At 48.2% G+C, this 14,281-nt stretch carries 14 protein-coding genes; 9 read left to right on the top strand and 5 right to left on the bottom strand.

What is annotated here, in order from left to right; genetic code table 11:
* Positions 1 to 43 precede the first annotated feature (43 nt).
* Together pepB and RCH83_RS08675 are read right to left on the bottom strand one after the other, a co-directional pair.
* Positions 44 to 1,342 (bottom strand): aminopeptidase PepB, encoded by a 1,299-nt coding sequence (pepB, locus tag RCH83_RS08680; protein ID WP_306521044.1) that lies wholly within the window; start codon positions 1,340 to 1,342, stop codon positions 44 to 46.
* 170 nt (positions 1,343 to 1,512) lie between these two features.
* Positions 1,513 to 2,334, bottom strand: coding sequence for a sulfite exporter TauE/SafE family protein (locus tag RCH83_RS08675; RefSeq protein WP_306521042.1), 822 nt, complete (start codon positions 2,332 to 2,334; stop codon positions 1,513 to 1,515).
* 336 nt (positions 2,335 to 2,670) lie between these two features.
* Here RCH83_RS08675 and dksA point away from each other — a divergent pair, with 336 nt between their 5' ends.
* The 9 genes from dksA (at position 2,671) to RCH83_RS08630 (ending at position 11,483) form a co-directional block, all read left to right on the top strand.
* Positions 2,671 to 3,120, top strand: a complete 450-nt coding sequence (gene dksA, locus RCH83_RS08670) for an RNA polymerase-binding protein DksA (RefSeq protein ID WP_306521040.1) — start codon at positions 2,671 to 2,673, stop codon at positions 3,118 to 3,120.
* Position 3,121: 1 nt separating this feature from the next.
* Positions 3,122 to 4,009 carry a tRNA glutamyl-Q(34) synthetase GluQRS gene (gene gluQRS / locus RCH83_RS08665; protein WP_306521038.1) on the top strand — a complete coding sequence of 296 codons (888 nt, stop codon included), beginning with the start codon at positions 3,122 to 3,124 and terminating at the stop codon, positions 4,007 to 4,009.
* Between the two features lie 47 nt (positions 4,010 to 4,056).
* Complete coding sequence (locus RCH83_RS08660; RefSeq protein ID WP_306521036.1) at positions 4,057 to 4,374, top strand: antibiotic biosynthesis monooxygenase; 318 nt, start codon at positions 4,057 to 4,059, stop codon at positions 4,372 to 4,374.
* 145 nt (positions 4,375 to 4,519) lie between these two features.
* Positions 4,520 to 6,112, top strand: a complete 1,593-nt coding sequence (pcnB, locus tag RCH83_RS08655; RefSeq protein WP_306521034.1) for a polynucleotide adenylyltransferase PcnB — start codon at positions 4,520 to 4,522, stop codon at positions 6,110 to 6,112.
* A 32-nt stretch (positions 6,113 to 6,144) separates the two neighbouring features.
* A complete protein-coding gene (folK, locus tag RCH83_RS08650; RefSeq protein ID WP_306521032.1) occupies positions 6,145 to 6,663 on the top strand; it encodes a 2-amino-4-hydroxy-6-hydroxymethyldihydropteridine diphosphokinase in 519 nt (172 codons plus the stop codon).
* Positions 6,664 to 6,807: 144 nt separating this feature from the next.
* Positions 6,808 to 7,602: a 3-methyl-2-oxobutanoate hydroxymethyltransferase gene (panB, locus tag RCH83_RS08645; protein ID WP_306521030.1), complete on the top strand. Its 795-nt coding sequence runs from the start codon at positions 6,808 to 6,810 to the stop codon at positions 7,600 to 7,602.
* A 41-nt stretch (positions 7,603 to 7,643) separates the two neighbouring features.
* Positions 7,644 to 8,486 (top strand): pantoate--beta-alanine ligase, encoded by an 843-nt coding sequence (gene panC, locus RCH83_RS08640; protein ID WP_306521028.1) that lies wholly within the window; start codon positions 7,644 to 7,646, stop codon positions 8,484 to 8,486.
* A 397-nt stretch (positions 8,487 to 8,883) separates the two neighbouring features.
* The gene (locus tag RCH83_RS08635) at positions 8,884 to 10,335 is read left to right on the top strand and encodes a Na+/H+ antiporter NhaC family protein (RefSeq protein ID WP_306521026.1); all 1,452 of its coding nucleotides are present in this window, start codon (positions 8,884 to 8,886) and stop codon (positions 10,333 to 10,335) included.
* Positions 10,336 to 10,529: 194 nt separating this feature from the next.
* Positions 10,530 to 11,483, top strand: coding sequence for a DUF481 domain-containing protein (locus RCH83_RS08630; RefSeq protein WP_306521024.1), 954 nt, complete (start codon positions 10,530 to 10,532; stop codon positions 11,481 to 11,483).
* Between the two features lie 191 nt (positions 11,484 to 11,674).
* Here RCH83_RS08630 and rraB read toward each other — a convergent pair whose 3' ends face one another.
* The 3 genes from rraB to RCH83_RS08615 all read right to left on the bottom strand — a co-directional run.
* Positions 11,675 to 12,043, bottom strand: a complete 369-nt coding sequence (rraB, locus tag RCH83_RS08625) for a ribonuclease E inhibitor RraB (RefSeq protein ID WP_306521022.1) — start codon at positions 12,041 to 12,043, stop codon at positions 11,675 to 11,677.
* 4 nt (positions 12,044 to 12,047) lie between these two features.
* Positions 12,048 to 12,794: a 1-acylglycerol-3-phosphate O-acyltransferase gene (locus tag RCH83_RS08620; RefSeq protein ID WP_306521020.1), complete on the bottom strand. Its 747-nt coding sequence runs from the start codon at positions 12,792 to 12,794 to the stop codon at positions 12,048 to 12,050.
* Positions 12,795 to 12,910: 116 nt separating this feature from the next.
* Positions 12,911 to 14,281: DNA gyrase subunit A (locus RCH83_RS08615; protein ID WP_306521018.1), on the bottom strand; the 1,371-nt coding region annotated here is incomplete at its 5' end.

Below are 14,281 nucleotides of genomic sequence, written 5' to 3'. Positions count from 1 at the left end.
TAAAAACCGGCCAGCTGCGTTTGATGGCAGCTGGCCTTATCCATCAGGCCGTCTCCGCCAGTAAGGTTTTTGCAACTAAACGAATGCCGGTACCTGTGGCACCAGCACCCCAAAAACCATTGGCGGTATTATGGAAAGCGGCGGCTAAATCGATATGCAACCAACCTTTGCCGTCATTGCCGACAAAACGGCTTAAAAAACCAGCAGCATTGCTGGCACCACCGGTACCACCACCTTTTACCGGTCTGCTGTTGGCAGTGTCAGCATAAGGGGAAGGGCATTGTTGTTGATGCCAGCGCTCCAGCGGTAAAGGCCATGCCGGCTCTGCAACTTCACCGGCATAAGCCAGCACGCGGTTTTGCAGCTCTTTATCCAGCGCAAACAACGCGTTGTATTCAGTACCCACTGCCATCATGGCTGCGCCTGTTAAAGTAGCGGCGTCTATGACTAAAGGTGCGCCGGATGCGGCGGCGCACATCAGGCCATCCGCCAGCACCAGCCGGCCTTCAGCGTCAGTGTTCACCACTTCCACTGACACGCCGTTTTTATATTTTAAAATGTCGCCCAGTTTATAAGCACGGCCGTTGATCAGGTTTTCTGCGCAGCACAATACCAGCTGCACCCGTTTTTGCAGGCCCTGCAAAATAGCCAAAGCCAAAGCTGCTGTGACAGTCGCGGCGCCGCCCATGTCACACTTCATGGTGAGCATGCCTTCGGACGCTTTAATGGAATAACCACCGCTGTCAAAAGTAATGCCTTTACCCACCAGCGCAGCTGCAACTGGCGCATCAGCATGACCTGTTGGGTTAAAATCCAGCACCAGCATGGCTGGCGCTCTGTCACTGCCACGACCAACCGCATGCAAACCAATCCAGCCATCAGCTAATAATTCATCACCCACCAGAGTGCGGTAACTGATGCTGCCACGCGGTGCCACAGCTTCTAAAAAAAATGCCGCTTCAGCACATAAAGTTTGAGGGGATAAATCTTCCGGTGTCTGGTTAATTTGTTTTTTCGCCCAGGCAAAACACTGTTGCAACTGCACCAGTTGGTTGATTTCCTGCTCGGTGCCGGCCCAGCTGACACCACCGAGCTTTTTCGCAGAACAAAAACCCTGATAAAAAGCCCATTGTTTATCTGTTGTCCAGTTGTCGCCTGAAAGCTGCACTTGTTGCAAACCCAAACCGTCTAAAGTGCGGCCGGCTTTTTGAATGGCTCTTAGCTCGTCAACCACAGGCTGATGAATTTGATAACCTTCTTGGGTTGGTGTTAACGCCGGATTTTTACCAAAACGTTCGTCGGCAGCTGTGTTGGTCAGGGTAATTTGCAACAGTTGAGTCATAAAAATTCCAGAATAAAAGCAGGAAAGAGTGGCGGGAGTGTACCACAGCAGCTTTTGAAGTTTACAGCCCTAAACCAAAGCAAATCGGGACATCACAGCAACAACAAAACCGGATAAATCAACAAGCTGACCGCAGATTCCCATCCAGATTTTAAGCTGCTGGGTTTTGTTTAATGCGGCAATAACAATACCGCATGCACCATTTTGGCACTTAAGCTCAAGAGCAGAATGGCAAAGATTTTTTTCAGCACAGCAACGGGTAAACGATGCGCCAGTTTCACCCCTAAAGGCGCGGTAAAATAACTGACCACTGAAATCAGCAGCACAACTGGCAGATACACATAACCTATAGATCCCCATGGCAACTCTGCATGCTGAGGCGCTGCATTGAGTTCACCACTGAGCGCGTAACCCAGGGTACCACTAAGCGCAATAGGTAAACCCAGGGCTGCCGATGTGCCAATGGCCTGTTGCACTTTTACATTACACCAGGTTAAAAAAGGCACAGTTAAAGAACCGCCTCCTATGGCCACCAAAGCAGAAATACCGCCAATACCCACCCCAACAGCAGCAGTTGCAGCGGTGCCAGGCAAAGTGCGGTTGGCTTTAGGTTTAATATTCAGCAGCAGCTGCAAAGCGACATAAAACATAAAAATGCAAAAAAACAGCGCCAGATAATAAGAAGAAACCTTTGATGCCAGCATAGCCGCCGCTAAAGTACCGACCACAATACCCGGGCTCATGCGCCAAACCACAGGCCAGAGCACAGCCTGATGCTGATGATGGCTGCGGGCGCTGGCAAAAGAAGTGACAATAATAGCGGCCATTGATGTTGCCAGCGCCAGATGCACCTGCTGACCGGGCGCAACATTAGTCGCAATAAATAAACTGGTCAGCACTGGCACCATAATACCACCGCCACCAACCCCCAGCAGGCCGGCAAAAAAGCCAACAGCACCACCTAAAATTAAATAAGCCCACCACAATTCCATCATTTTCTTCCTTTATATTGTTGTTCTTGTTGCCTGTTGTTGTGCCAACTACGGCTGAGATGTTGCCAACTTCTGTTGGCCGGGCGATTTGGGGCTAAGCCAACAATAAATCCGGTTCAGGTTAAAACCACATAATTTAATTCACAAGGGCGAAAAACTGGTCTAGATTGTAACGTTCATTTTTACCAGGTGAGAGCAAACCCTAAATTAAGGTGACGAAGCAAGACTCTGTCTGTATACTTCGCCGGCTTTTTTCATAGTGATTGCGATGGTGCTGTTATTCTGCTATCTATAGCCGCCATCTTTTTGCTTGGCACTGTTTTACAGGAGATTACCATGCCAGAAGGCAAAACTAATAAAGCACTGGGACTGTTAGCTTTAGCAGGCGTCACCCCTTATCAGGACGCTCCGGGCGAAGAATATATGAACCCGAAGCAGCTGGACCATTTCCGCAAGATTCTCGATGCCTGGCGTCAACAGTTGCGTGAAGAAGTGGACCGCACCAAAAACCATATGGCCGACGAAGCTGCCAATTTCCCTGATCCGGTTGACCGTGCTGCCCAGGAAGAAGAATTCAGTTTAGAGCTGCGTGCCCGTGATCGTGAACGTAAGCTTTTGAAAAAAATTGAAAAAACCTTACAAAAAATCGAAGATGACGACTTCGGTTATTGTGATACCTGCGGTATTGAAATTGGTATCAAAAGGTTAGAAGCCCGCCCTACAGCTGATATGTGTATCGACTGTAAAACTCTGGCGGAGATCAAGGAAAAACAACTCGGCGGTTAATATGACCATCGACGTTACCCGTTACAGGGGCCGGTTTGCGCCATCGCCATCCGGCCCTTTGCATTTTGGCTCCCTGGTAGCAGCCCTTGGCAGTTATCTGCAGGCTAAATCACAAGGCGGCCAGTGGCTGCTGCGTATTGAAGACATCGACACCACCCGGATAAAACCTGGCGCCGACAGCAGCATTATGCGGACGCTGGAACAATTTGGCCTTTATTGGGACCAAACCGAAACTTACCAAACAGAGCGCCTTGCCCTTTATCAACATCACTTTAACGAACTTGTCGCAAAGCAGCTTATTTATGGTTGTGACTGTAGCCGCGCCCGCATAGCCCAGCTTGGCGGCATTTATGATGGTTGTTGTCAGCACAAAGGCCTTCATCGCGAACCTTTGGCCTGGCGTTTAATACCTGGCCCTGTTGCGACTGAGTTTCAGGATTTAGTTTTTGGTATGGTGCAGGTGCCTGCCGCCATCACGCAGGAGCATTATATTGTCAAAAGGCGCGACGGCCTTTTTGCTTATCAGTTGGTGGTGGTGTTGGATGATATCGACCAGCAAATTAGCCAGGTGATCCGCGGCGCCGACTTACTGGAGATGACGACCAGGCAACAGGCTTTGTGTCAGTTACTCGGCAAAACGCCTCCCGAATATGGCCATTTGCCCCTGGCGGTGACAGCACCAGGCCATAAACTCAGTAAACAAAACCATGCCAGCGATATCGGTGCTCAGCAGCCTGCCCAAAGTATGGTCGCAGCGCTTACTTTATTGGGGCATCCGCCACCGTCTGAGCTGCAACAAGCTACAGTGGCAGAACTGCTGGCTTGGGCGCTTAAGCACTGGCAGCTGAGTCAGGTGCCAAAACAGCAGGAAGTGTTAGTCAGCAGCTGATAAGCAGTGTCAAACACCACAAGTTCAGGGAACACCAGGAGAACGCCATGTCGATGATTGCCCAAACGCCAGAACCGCCTTATTACGCCGTTATTTTTAGCTCGGTACGTACCGGCATCAATGAAGGTTATGCCGACATGGCCAACAAGATGGTGCAGCTGGCAGCAGAGCAACCGGGCTTTTTAGGTATGGAGTCAGCACGGGATGGCCTGGGTATTACGGTGTCTTATTGGGATTCACTGGAAGCCATTAAAAACTGGAAAAACAACCTTGCACATCTGGAAGCGCAAAAACTCGGCCATGAAAAGTGGTATAGCCACTTTAAAACCAGGATCTGCAAAGTAGAAAGAGATTATGGTATTTAAGCGATAGCAAAATCACCTGCAGCCAGACAAAAAGACAAAACCCGGCGATTTCATTCATTTTTTCGCCAGTCTGCGGTAAGATAGCCACGTTTTTTTTCGTTTGGCAGTGGCCTTATCAGGCATTAATCAGCGCCCTGCCCATTCTGTGTATAGGAGAACCACCATTATTTCCCGAGTACTCGATTTTTGCCGTCGCAAATTAGGCAGAAAAACCATTAAAAATCTGGCTGTTACCGAACAGGAAACTCAATCTGCAGAAGCAGAGCGCCAGTATAATCCCAGCGCTGCAAGCCGGCCACCGCAGAAAAACTTCCATGATGAAGCCACCCGCCGTAAACCAAGGCCGGAGCGCAGCAAACAAAAAGGTCCAAAACTGAATCCGGATCACCAGTCTGCCGTATTGCCAGCGATGAAAGTGCTGACACGCGATCAACATGGTGTTTCACGCAAAGATATCAGCCCTAATGCGCTGAAAGTCTTGTACCGCCTGAACGATGCCGGATATGAAGCTTATCTGGTCGGTGGTTGTATCCGCGATTTGTTAATGGGCCAACAACCGAAAGATTTTGACGTGGTCACCAATGCCCATCCGGATCAGGTGCGGCAGGTATTTAAAAACTGCCGGCTGATTGGCCGCCGTTTCCGCCTTGCTCATGTGGTGTTTGGTCGCGAAATTATTGAAGTCGCTACTTTCCGTGGTCACCACAGTGGTGGTGAAGACGAAGAAACAGTGCCAACGGGCGTGCGCAGTGACCATGGCCAGATTTTACGTGACAATGTGTACGGCACTATTGAAGAAGACGCCGAACGTCGTGATTTCACCATCAACGCTTTATATTATTCGGTCAATGATTTTGCCATTTACGACTTTGCCAATGGGGTTGAAGCCATTCAAAACCGCCGTATTGAGCTGATTGGTGACCCTGAAACACGCTACCGTGAAGATCCGGTGCGCATGCTCAGAGCTGTGCGTTTTGCCACCAAACTGAATATGGACATAGCACCAGAAACAGCCGCCCCTATTGCCGAACTGGCTGTGCTTCTGAAAAACATTCCGGCGGCGCGTTTGTTTGACGAAAGCCTGAAACTTTTTATGGCCGGTAAAGCTTTTGACAATTTCGTGCTGATGCGCGACAGCGGCATTTTAAAACAACTGCTGCCACAACTGCATAAAGTGCTCAAACAAGACAGCGAAAGCAAAGCTTTTAACCTGATTGCCAACGCCTTACAGAATACCGACGAACGTGTAGCGCAGGATAAACCTGTCACGCCGGCTTTTGTTTATGCCGCGCTGCTGTGGTATCCGGTCGAGCGCCGTATGCAAACTTTGCTGGTCGAAAGTGGCCTGAATGAAATTGATGCACTGAATATTGCCATGACCGAAATACTGGACGATGTGCAGCGTACTATTGCCATTCCAAAACGTTTTAGCATGAGCATTCGTGATATCTGGTCTTTGCAATGCCGCTTAACGAAAAGAGCCGGCCGTCGTGCTTTTAAATTGCTCGAGCTGCCAAAATTCCGCGGTGCTTTTGACTTCCTGCAACAAAGAGCTGCCGCTGAAGGTGGGGCTTTAACTGAACTGGCGCTGTGGTGGCAAAGATTCCAGTTGGCCGATGAAGCTGACCGCGAAGTTTTAGTGGCAAGTCTGGGTAAAGAAGGATTAGAAGCCAAACCGAAACGCCGCCGTAAACCACCGGCCCGTCGCCGCCCGGCCGCAGCACCTGGCACGGAATAACGGCTAATGACAGAAAAAAATGGCAGATAAAAATGACAGATAACAACAGCAGTATTCTGTGTTATATCGGCCTTGGCGCCAATTTGTCAGAGCCTTTGTTGCAACTGCAACAGGCGGTGTTGGCGCTGAAAAACATTAAGGCCACTGAGCTGGTAGCTGTTTCGTCTTTTTATGGCTCCAAACCTATGGGGCCACAAGATCAGCCAGATTATGTCAATGCAGTTGCCGCCCTTCGCACTGAGTTAACCGCTGAACAATTGCTGGACGCTTTACAACACATCGAACTGGAGCAAGGCCGGCAACGTAAAGATGAACGCTGGGGCCCCCGCACGCTGGATTTAGATATTTTGTTGTTTGGTGAGCAGTGTATCAATACAGCCAGGTTAACAGTGCCGCATTACGGCATGAAAAACCGTGAGTTTGTATTGTATCCACTGGCCGAAATCCAAGCTGATTTACAATTACCGGACGGCACTTTGTTGCAACAGCTGCTCACACAAGTGCCAGCCAATGGCCTGACGGTGTTGCAGCCCGCACCGAATATCACTTAACGCTTATTTGGCTTCAAGCGAATGAAAAAGCCAGCAGCCACTTGCCCGCTAATATTTGTCTGCTAAAGCAACAACTGTCAGTTGCAGATGTTGGCAACTTGTGCGATCTTGCGCGCTTTCAACCAATGGTCGGATGAGGACAACATGGCAAAAATTACCACATCGCAGTTGCTGAAACTGAAGCAACAAGGCGAAAAAATCACGGCGTTAACCGCTTATGACGCCAGTTTTGCCAAACTTTTTGCCGATGCCGGTGTAGAAGTGCTGTTAATTGGCGACTCATTGGGCATGGTGCTGCAAGGCCACCCGGACACATTACCTGTTACTACCGCTGAAATTGCTTATCACACCCGCTCTGTTCGGGCCGGTGCACCTCAGGCTTTTGTGATTGCCGACATGCCTTTTATGAGTTACGCAACGACGGAGCAGGCTTTTGCCAATGCCACACCGTTAATGCAGGCGGGTGCCAATATGGTGAAACTGGAAGGCGGTGAGTTTTTATTACCCACTATTAAAGCTCTGACCGAACGTGGTGTGCCTGTCTGTGGCCACATTGGTTTAACGCCTCAGTCGGTGCATGTGTTTGGTGGTTTTAAAGTACAGGGCCGCGACAGCGCAGCTGCCGACCATATTTTACAACAAGCCATTGATTTACAAGGCGCTGGCGCTCAGCTGCTGGTGGTGGAATGTATTCCGTCTGCCCTTGCCAAACGCATCAGCGAAGCTGTGCATATTCCGGTGATTGGTATTGGCGCCGGCAAAGACACCGACGGCCAGATTTTAGTGATGCACGATTTACTCGGCATCAGCAGCGGTTATATTCCGAAGTTTTCGAAAAACTTCCTGCAGGAAACCGGTGATATTAAAAGAGCCATCAGCAAATATATTGACGATGTGAAACAAGGTGCTTTTCCAGGCGCTGAGCATAGTTTTAACTAACGGGTTCTTGTTCCAACCAGCCTTTATTCCGGAGTAGGTTCATGCAAATTATCACTGAAGTCGCATTGCTCAGAGCAACAGTCAAAGCCTGGCGTCAGGCTGGTTTGACGGTGGCTTTTGTGCCCACCATGGGCAATTTGCACAGTGGCCATTTTAAACTGGTGGATGAAGCCAAAAGCCGTGCTGATAAAGTGATTGTCAGTATTTTTGTGAATCCAATGCAGTTTGGCGCCAACGAAGATTTAGCAAAATACCCACGCACCTTAGAAGCGGATTGTGCCGGCTTAATTACGCATGGTGCAGATGCTGTATTTACCCCAACACCAGAGCTGATGTATCCAAGGGGTCTGGCTGCACAAACTGCGGTGGAAGTACCAAAAATTGGCGACCAGCATTGTGGTGCCAGCAGACCCGGGCACTTTCGTGGTGTGGCCACTATAGTCACCAAACTATTTAATCTGGTGCAACCTGATATTGCGCTTTTTGGTAAAAAAGACTACCAGCAACTGGCGGTTATTCGTCAGTTCACCAGCGATTTATCTTTTGATATCAACATTATAGGCATTGATACTGAAAGAGCAGCCGATGGCCTGGCGCTGAGTTCACGCAATGGTTATTTAACGGCGGAACAACGTGCCGTTGCCCCTGTAATTTATCAGCAGCTGTTATGGCTGCAACAACAAATTACTCAGGGTTATCAGGATTTTAGGATGCTGGAGCAACAGGCCAAAGAGGCACTGAGCCAGGCCGGTTTTCGCCCTGATTATCTGCATATTTGTGACCGGCAAAATCTGGAGCTGGCCACCAGTCATGATAAACCGCTGGTGATTCTGCTGGCCGCTTACCTTGGTAATACCAGACTGATTGATAATCTCGAAGTCTGATTTTCACTGGCAGACGCTGCAGCTGGCAGCGTCTTGCCTTGTTGCTTAAAGCCCTGTCCACTCAAAAGCAAACATAAAAAATCTGCCGCTGTTTTCAGCCTGCAGCCCACAATGCTTATGGCTGTTTTCCGCCATTTTGTTACCAACGCCCTCGTCTGAAAAACAACAGGCAAAAACTTTGGGCGAAACTGAATCAATCGTTGAAGCTATGACAAATTTTGTTATCATATCCGGCCGCAATTTCTGCGAAATTGTGTAAAAAAAGCCAAAATAACTACAAAGGCCCGCAGGCCAAAATCTGCATCAGCCCGAGTGAAATCAGACGATGATCGGGCTTTTCCGAAGCATCGTGGTGTAATGTTGCCAGTCACCTGGAGTTTTTTGTAAGGAACCCCTGATGGATTCACCCAGCGCGTTAAGTTTAATCCCTCCTATTGTTGTCATGGCCGTTGCAGTCTGGTTAAAAAGACCCATTCTGGCTTTGGTCGTAGGTGCCGTTGTTGGTTTATTGATGCTAAGCCCAACACAAGCACTGAATAATTTTTCTGAAATTTCCGTCAATGTGATGCAAGACGAAACTATTGGCTGGTTAATTCTGGTCTGTGGTGGTTTTGGCGCTTTGATTGGCTTGTTGATCCACACAGGTGGCGCTCTGGCTTTTGGCCGCCTTGGTTCACAACTGGCCACGGGTCAACGTTCATCGATGTTTATGACCTTTGTACTTGGCGTCATTATATTTGTTGATGATTACCTCAATGCCCTGACTGTCGGTGAAGCGATGAAACGTGTCACCGACAAATATAAAATTTCGCGGCAAAAGCTGGCTTATATTGTTGATTCCACAGCAGCGCCTATTTGTGTGATTATCCCAATTTCCACCTGGGCAGTATTTTTTGGTGGTTTGCTGGAAGACAATAATATCGCTGAAAAAGGCCAGGGCATTTCGGTATATATTCAGGCTATTCCTTATATGTTTTACCCATGGCTTGCCGTGTTGATGGTGATGCTGGTGGCGCTGAAACTGATGCCGGATTTAGGCCCGATGAAAAAAGCGGAGCTGGAAACCCAGGCAGGCCGTCCTTTTGAATCTGAGTTGGCCGAACAGCAACCCAAAATCGCCAATCATGGCCAGAGCCATCATGCTTCACAGCAGATGCCGCATCACACCAGTGATGAATACGCCATGCAATCTATTGAAGAAGAATTTGAAAGTGGCAACAAACACGGCAAAGTGCACAACTTTGCCGTGCCTATGTTATCGCTGATTTTCTTTACCATAGTGTTGGGTAACTCATTAAGCGAACCTGATGTACTCAAAGGTGTTATTGCTACCTTATTGCTGACCATAGTGTATTACGGCGTGCAGCGTCTGATGAGCGTCAGCGAAATGATGGACGTGATGATGAATGGTTTTAAAACCATGTTGCCTGCCATCAGCACTGTGATTGCCGCTTTTATTTTTAAAGATGTTTGTGACAAGTTGTTGTTGCCACAATATGTGATTGAAAATCTTAGCCCTTATATGACAGCCCAGATGTTACCGGCTTTGGTTTTTGTTGCTATGGCAATATTGTCATTTGCCACTGGTTCGTCATGGGGCATTTTTGCGGTGTCTATTCCTATTGTGATGCCGTTGGCACATGCGGTAAATGCCGATATTCCGCTGGTAATTGGTGCTTTGCTTTCAGCGGCATCTTTTGGCTCTCAGGCTTGTTTTTACAGTGATTCCACTGTACTGGCAGCTCAGGGCTCCGGCTGTAATCTGATATCCCATGCCATTACTCAGTTGCCTTATTGCCTGATAGCTGCAGGGCTTGCTTTTGGTGGTTTTATTTACCTTGCGCTGTAACAAGCGCTGAGGCGAAAAAGCCAGAAACAGCTTTATGATAAAAGCCAGCTTAGTGCTGGCTTTTATTTTGGCTTTTTAGCTGTGCTTTTTACTGACTGGCTCTGCCACAGCCCTTGTGGCAGACTTGTGCTTTTCCCGCAATGCAGGTTTTTATCTTGATACGAATGCTGGTGTTGTTTTGCTTGTTATGCTTTATGTGCACTGAGCTACAGGCACAACAAACCAGACTCAGCCGCCTGCAGCTGCACAATGGTGATCAACTGACAGGCCAAATCCTGACACAGACAGCAGATGTCGTGACCCTTCAGCCTTCTTACAGCACCGCCATTGTTATTCAGCGTGCTGATATCAAACAAATACAACAACTGAATGCTGGGTCTGTAAAGCAGCTAGATCACAACAAGGTGATGACCAGCACACCGGCAAAGAAGGCGAGCGACTGGTCATTGGAGATTGATGTCAGCGCCAGTAGCAGACATGGCAAACAAAATGCCAGTTTGCTCAATCTGACGGGCTCAGCCGAATACCAGAAAACAGCCTGGCGCGGTGTATTCGACCTGCTTTATGACTATGAAATGAAAGAACAAGCGCCAAAAACCCATCAGTATAAATTAAGCCCCGGCATTGATTATTACCTGGAACAGCGGCTGTTCTGGCGTCTGACCAGCGACTATCAATACAACTATCTGGCCGCTGATTATAAAAATATTGATATCAGTACCGGACCTGGTTATGCCGTATTTCAGGAAAAACAGCTGCAACTGGATCTGAGCCTGATGGCCGGCCTTAAACGCGCTTCGTTCCGGGATACTGAGCCACTGCGAAATTTGCTGGCAAGTACTTCATTGTCTTATCATTTCGCTGCGCTGGAATGGGACCTTCAATATCAGTTTGAGCGCTGGCCACTGGAGTTTTACAGCGAAGGCAATTTGATGAAGTTATTAAATCAGCCACTGTCTTATCTGAGTTTTAATTATGAGCTGGTGTCAAATACCGGCTTGCGTTACCGGCTCAGTGACCAAATCCGGCTGTCCTGGTCTTATGACTATAACCTGACCGATATGGAAGCTTATTTACCACGCCAACCCAGAGTATCTTTTGATATTAAAGACTTACGCCAGAAACTGAGTATCGGCGCTTCATTTTAACGATATAAACTGATAGTGCTTGAGCGCTAACCTTTTAACTCATCCAGGCAGGGTAGCCGTGCGGCAACACTGAGAAGATCTGCTGAACAGAAAGCATCTCCGACAATTGCTCCTGCATTGCCGGTGTACCGTACATCCTGTACATAAAATTAACCCGGCATCAGCCGGGTTTTGCAGCACAGAAGATTTAATTATTCTTCGTCGTCTTCATCATAACCGTCGTCTTCACCTTCAAAATAGGTGCCCCAACCGTCATATTCCACGCCAAATTTTTGCGCCAGTTGTTCCAGCTTAATAGCGTCAGCTGTGATATTGGCTGCATCTAAAGACTGTTCGCGAATAGCGTCAAATACCCAGGCGCTACCACCATCTTCAAATTCAACTTCTTCGGCGTCTGTCACTTCAAAACCCAATTTAAACACTTCAACCGCGACTTTTTCCAGTTTGGCAAAGTCAGGGTGATAAAAATGGTGTTCAATTGTATATTCCGCGTCCGGATCACTGCCATCTTCCAATAATGCGTTGATGGTGTCGTCGGTAAATTCCTGCCAGTTTTCCATAAGATTATCCTGTAACTTTGCTCTGTGCGGCAGTGTAATCGCTGGCGACTTCGCTATCAAGGGCGCTGATTTTTTCCTGCATCAGGTTACGCACCTGTTCGGCTACTTCCCGCACTGGCACGGCAAAATCTTCCGGCATTAAAGGCGCCATGACTTCAATAATAATACGGCCGTTATTCCAGCGGTTCAGCTTAATGTTGCCCTGAGTCTGGCTCATACAAATAGGCACTATAGGCACACCGGCTTGCTGGGCAATATGAAAAGCACCGGTTTTAAATGGCAATAAACCACGGCCATAACTGCGGGTCCCTTCCGGAAATACCCACACCGACACTTTATCTTTGTTGATACGTTCAACGGCGCCCTGCATGGTGCCAACGGCGCGGCTTTTATTGTTTCGGTCAATCAGAATATTGCCGCTGAGCCAATACAGTTGACCAAAAAACGGGATAAATTTCAGGCTCTTTTTGCCAATGGTCACTGTGCCTTTCAGCAAAGCACCACTGATAGTAAAAAGATCATAATTGTTTTGATGGTTGGCAACAAAAACACAAGGCATAGCTGCCTTTACATCAGGGTGGTACCTGATTTCTACTTTGACACCAAAGATCAAACTGGCCTTGCCATACCAACTGGCAAACAGACCAACGTTTTCGGCGCGGAACGGCCGCACCAGACAAATCAACAGGCCTATGCTGGAAGCAATCACAATAAAACACAACAACAAAAAAATACGGATCAAAGCGAGCACACCAAACCCTCAACAAATAAAAAAAGCCGCTTAGTATAGCGGCTTCTTATCAGGGTTCTGGTTTGATCTGTGCTGATAAAGTGGCTATCCGCTGTTATCAGACGACATTTTTAGTGTTATTCCACTTCACCCACCAGCAATTCGTCAATACGTTGTAAACCACGGGGGAGTTTATTCCCGCGACGACCACGTTCACCGACATAATGCGCCAGATCGGCGGCCTTGATGGTCATCTTGCGTTTACCTGCCACCAGGGTGATACCAGAGTCAGCCGGTACCACAGCCAGTAACTTGACATATTCTTCCCTGCTCGCAGCGCGGGCAGATGGAATACTGATAATTTTGTTGCCTTTCCCTTTGCTGAGTTTGGGTAATTCTGCAATAGGAAACACCAGCATGCGGCCTTCGTTGGAAATGGCCACCACCTGATCCGTTTCCGGCTGACTGATAGGTAAAGGCGTTAATACTTTGGCACCTGTAGGTAAAGACAACAGCGTTTTACCTGCTTTGTTGCGGCTGAGTAAATCACTAAAACTTGCCACAAAACCATAACCGGCGTCACTGGCCAGCAGCAGCTGCTGGTTGTCTTCGGCCATCAGCACATGCTCAAAAGTTTCACCGGCCACCAGAGTAAAACGACCGGTTAAAGGTTCACCCTGACCACGGGCTGAAGGTAAGTCGTGGGCTTCAGCGGCAAAACTGCGACCGCTTGAGTCAATAAAAGCGGCATATTGATTACTGCGGCCAATAGCAGAGGATTTATAACCATCACCGGCTTTGTATTGCAGGCTGTTGCCGTCAATATCGTGGCCTTTGGCACAACGCACCCAACCTTTGTCCGATAACACCACTGTCACTGCTTCGCTTGGCAATAACTCTTTTTCACTCAGGGCTTTGGCTTCCCCACGGGACACCAGCGGACTACGTCTGTTATCCCCGTATTTTAAAGCGTCTGCTTCTAACTCATCACGAATCAATTTGGTGAGTTTTTTCTCTGAACCTAAAATGCTTTGCAGCTTGTCACGCTCTTTGGAAAGTTCGTCCAGCTCACCGCGGATTTTCATTTCTTCAAGTTTGGCTAAATGACGTAATTTCAGCTCAAGAATGGCTTCAGCCTGACGTTCGGTAATACCAAAATGGGCAATCAGCACGGGTTTTGGTTCGTCGTTTTCGCGGATAATACGAATAACTTCGTCGATATTTAAAAAGGCGATTAACAAACCTTCCAGCACATGGATGCGGTCCAGCACTTTATCGAGGCGATATTGCAAACGACGAGTCACAGTGTCACGGCGGAAAATCAGCCATTCCCGCAGAATTTCCAGCAGATTTTTTACTCTAGGTCTTTGATCTAAACCTAGAATATTCAGGTTCACCCGGTAAGATTTTTCTAAATCTGTGGTGGCGAACAAATGTTGCATCAGTTGCTCAACGTCAATACGGTTGGAGCGTGGCACTATCACAATACGGGTTGGGCTTTCGTGGTC

This window comes from Rheinheimera sp. (assembly GCF_030824435.1).
GTDB lineage: Bacteria > Pseudomonadota > Gammaproteobacteria > Enterobacterales > Alteromonadaceae > Pararheinheimera.
Note: the sequence above shows the minus strand (reverse complement) of the source record. Positions and strands in the feature narration are given on the sequence as shown.

Coding starts and splice junctions, on each gene's coding strand:
- pepB (WP_306521044.1), bottom strand. CDS start 1,342: ATGACTCAACTGTTGCAAATTACCCTGACCAACACAGCTGCCGACGAA.
- RCH83_RS08675 (WP_306521042.1), bottom strand. CDS start 2,334: ATGGAATTGTGGTGGGCTTATTTAATTTTAGGTGGTGCTGTTGGCTTT.
- dksA (WP_306521040.1), top strand. CDS start 2,671: ATGCCAGAAGGCAAAACTAATAAAGCACTGGGACTGTTAGCTTTAGCA.
- gluQRS (WP_306521038.1), top strand. CDS start 3,122: ATGACCATCGACGTTACCCGTTACAGGGGCCGGTTTGCGCCATCGCCA.
- RCH83_RS08660 (WP_306521036.1), top strand. CDS start 4,057: ATGTCGATGATTGCCCAAACGCCAGAACCGCCTTATTACGCCGTTATT.
- folK (WP_306521032.1), top strand. CDS start 6,145: ATGACAGATAACAACAGCAGTATTCTGTGTTATATCGGCCTTGGCGCC.
- panB (WP_306521030.1), top strand. CDS start 6,808: ATGGCAAAAATTACCACATCGCAGTTGCTGAAACTGAAGCAACAAGGC.
- panC (WP_306521028.1), top strand. CDS start 7,644: ATGCAAATTATCACTGAAGTCGCATTGCTCAGAGCAACAGTCAAAGCC.
- RCH83_RS08635 (WP_306521026.1), top strand. CDS start 8,884: ATGGATTCACCCAGCGCGTTAAGTTTAATCCCTCCTATTGTTGTCATG.
- RCH83_RS08630 (WP_306521024.1), top strand. CDS start 10,530: ATGTGCACTGAGCTACAGGCACAACAAACCAGACTCAGCCGCCTGCAG.
- rraB (WP_306521022.1), bottom strand. CDS start 12,043: ATGGAAAACTGGCAGGAATTTACCGACGACACCATCAACGCATTATTG.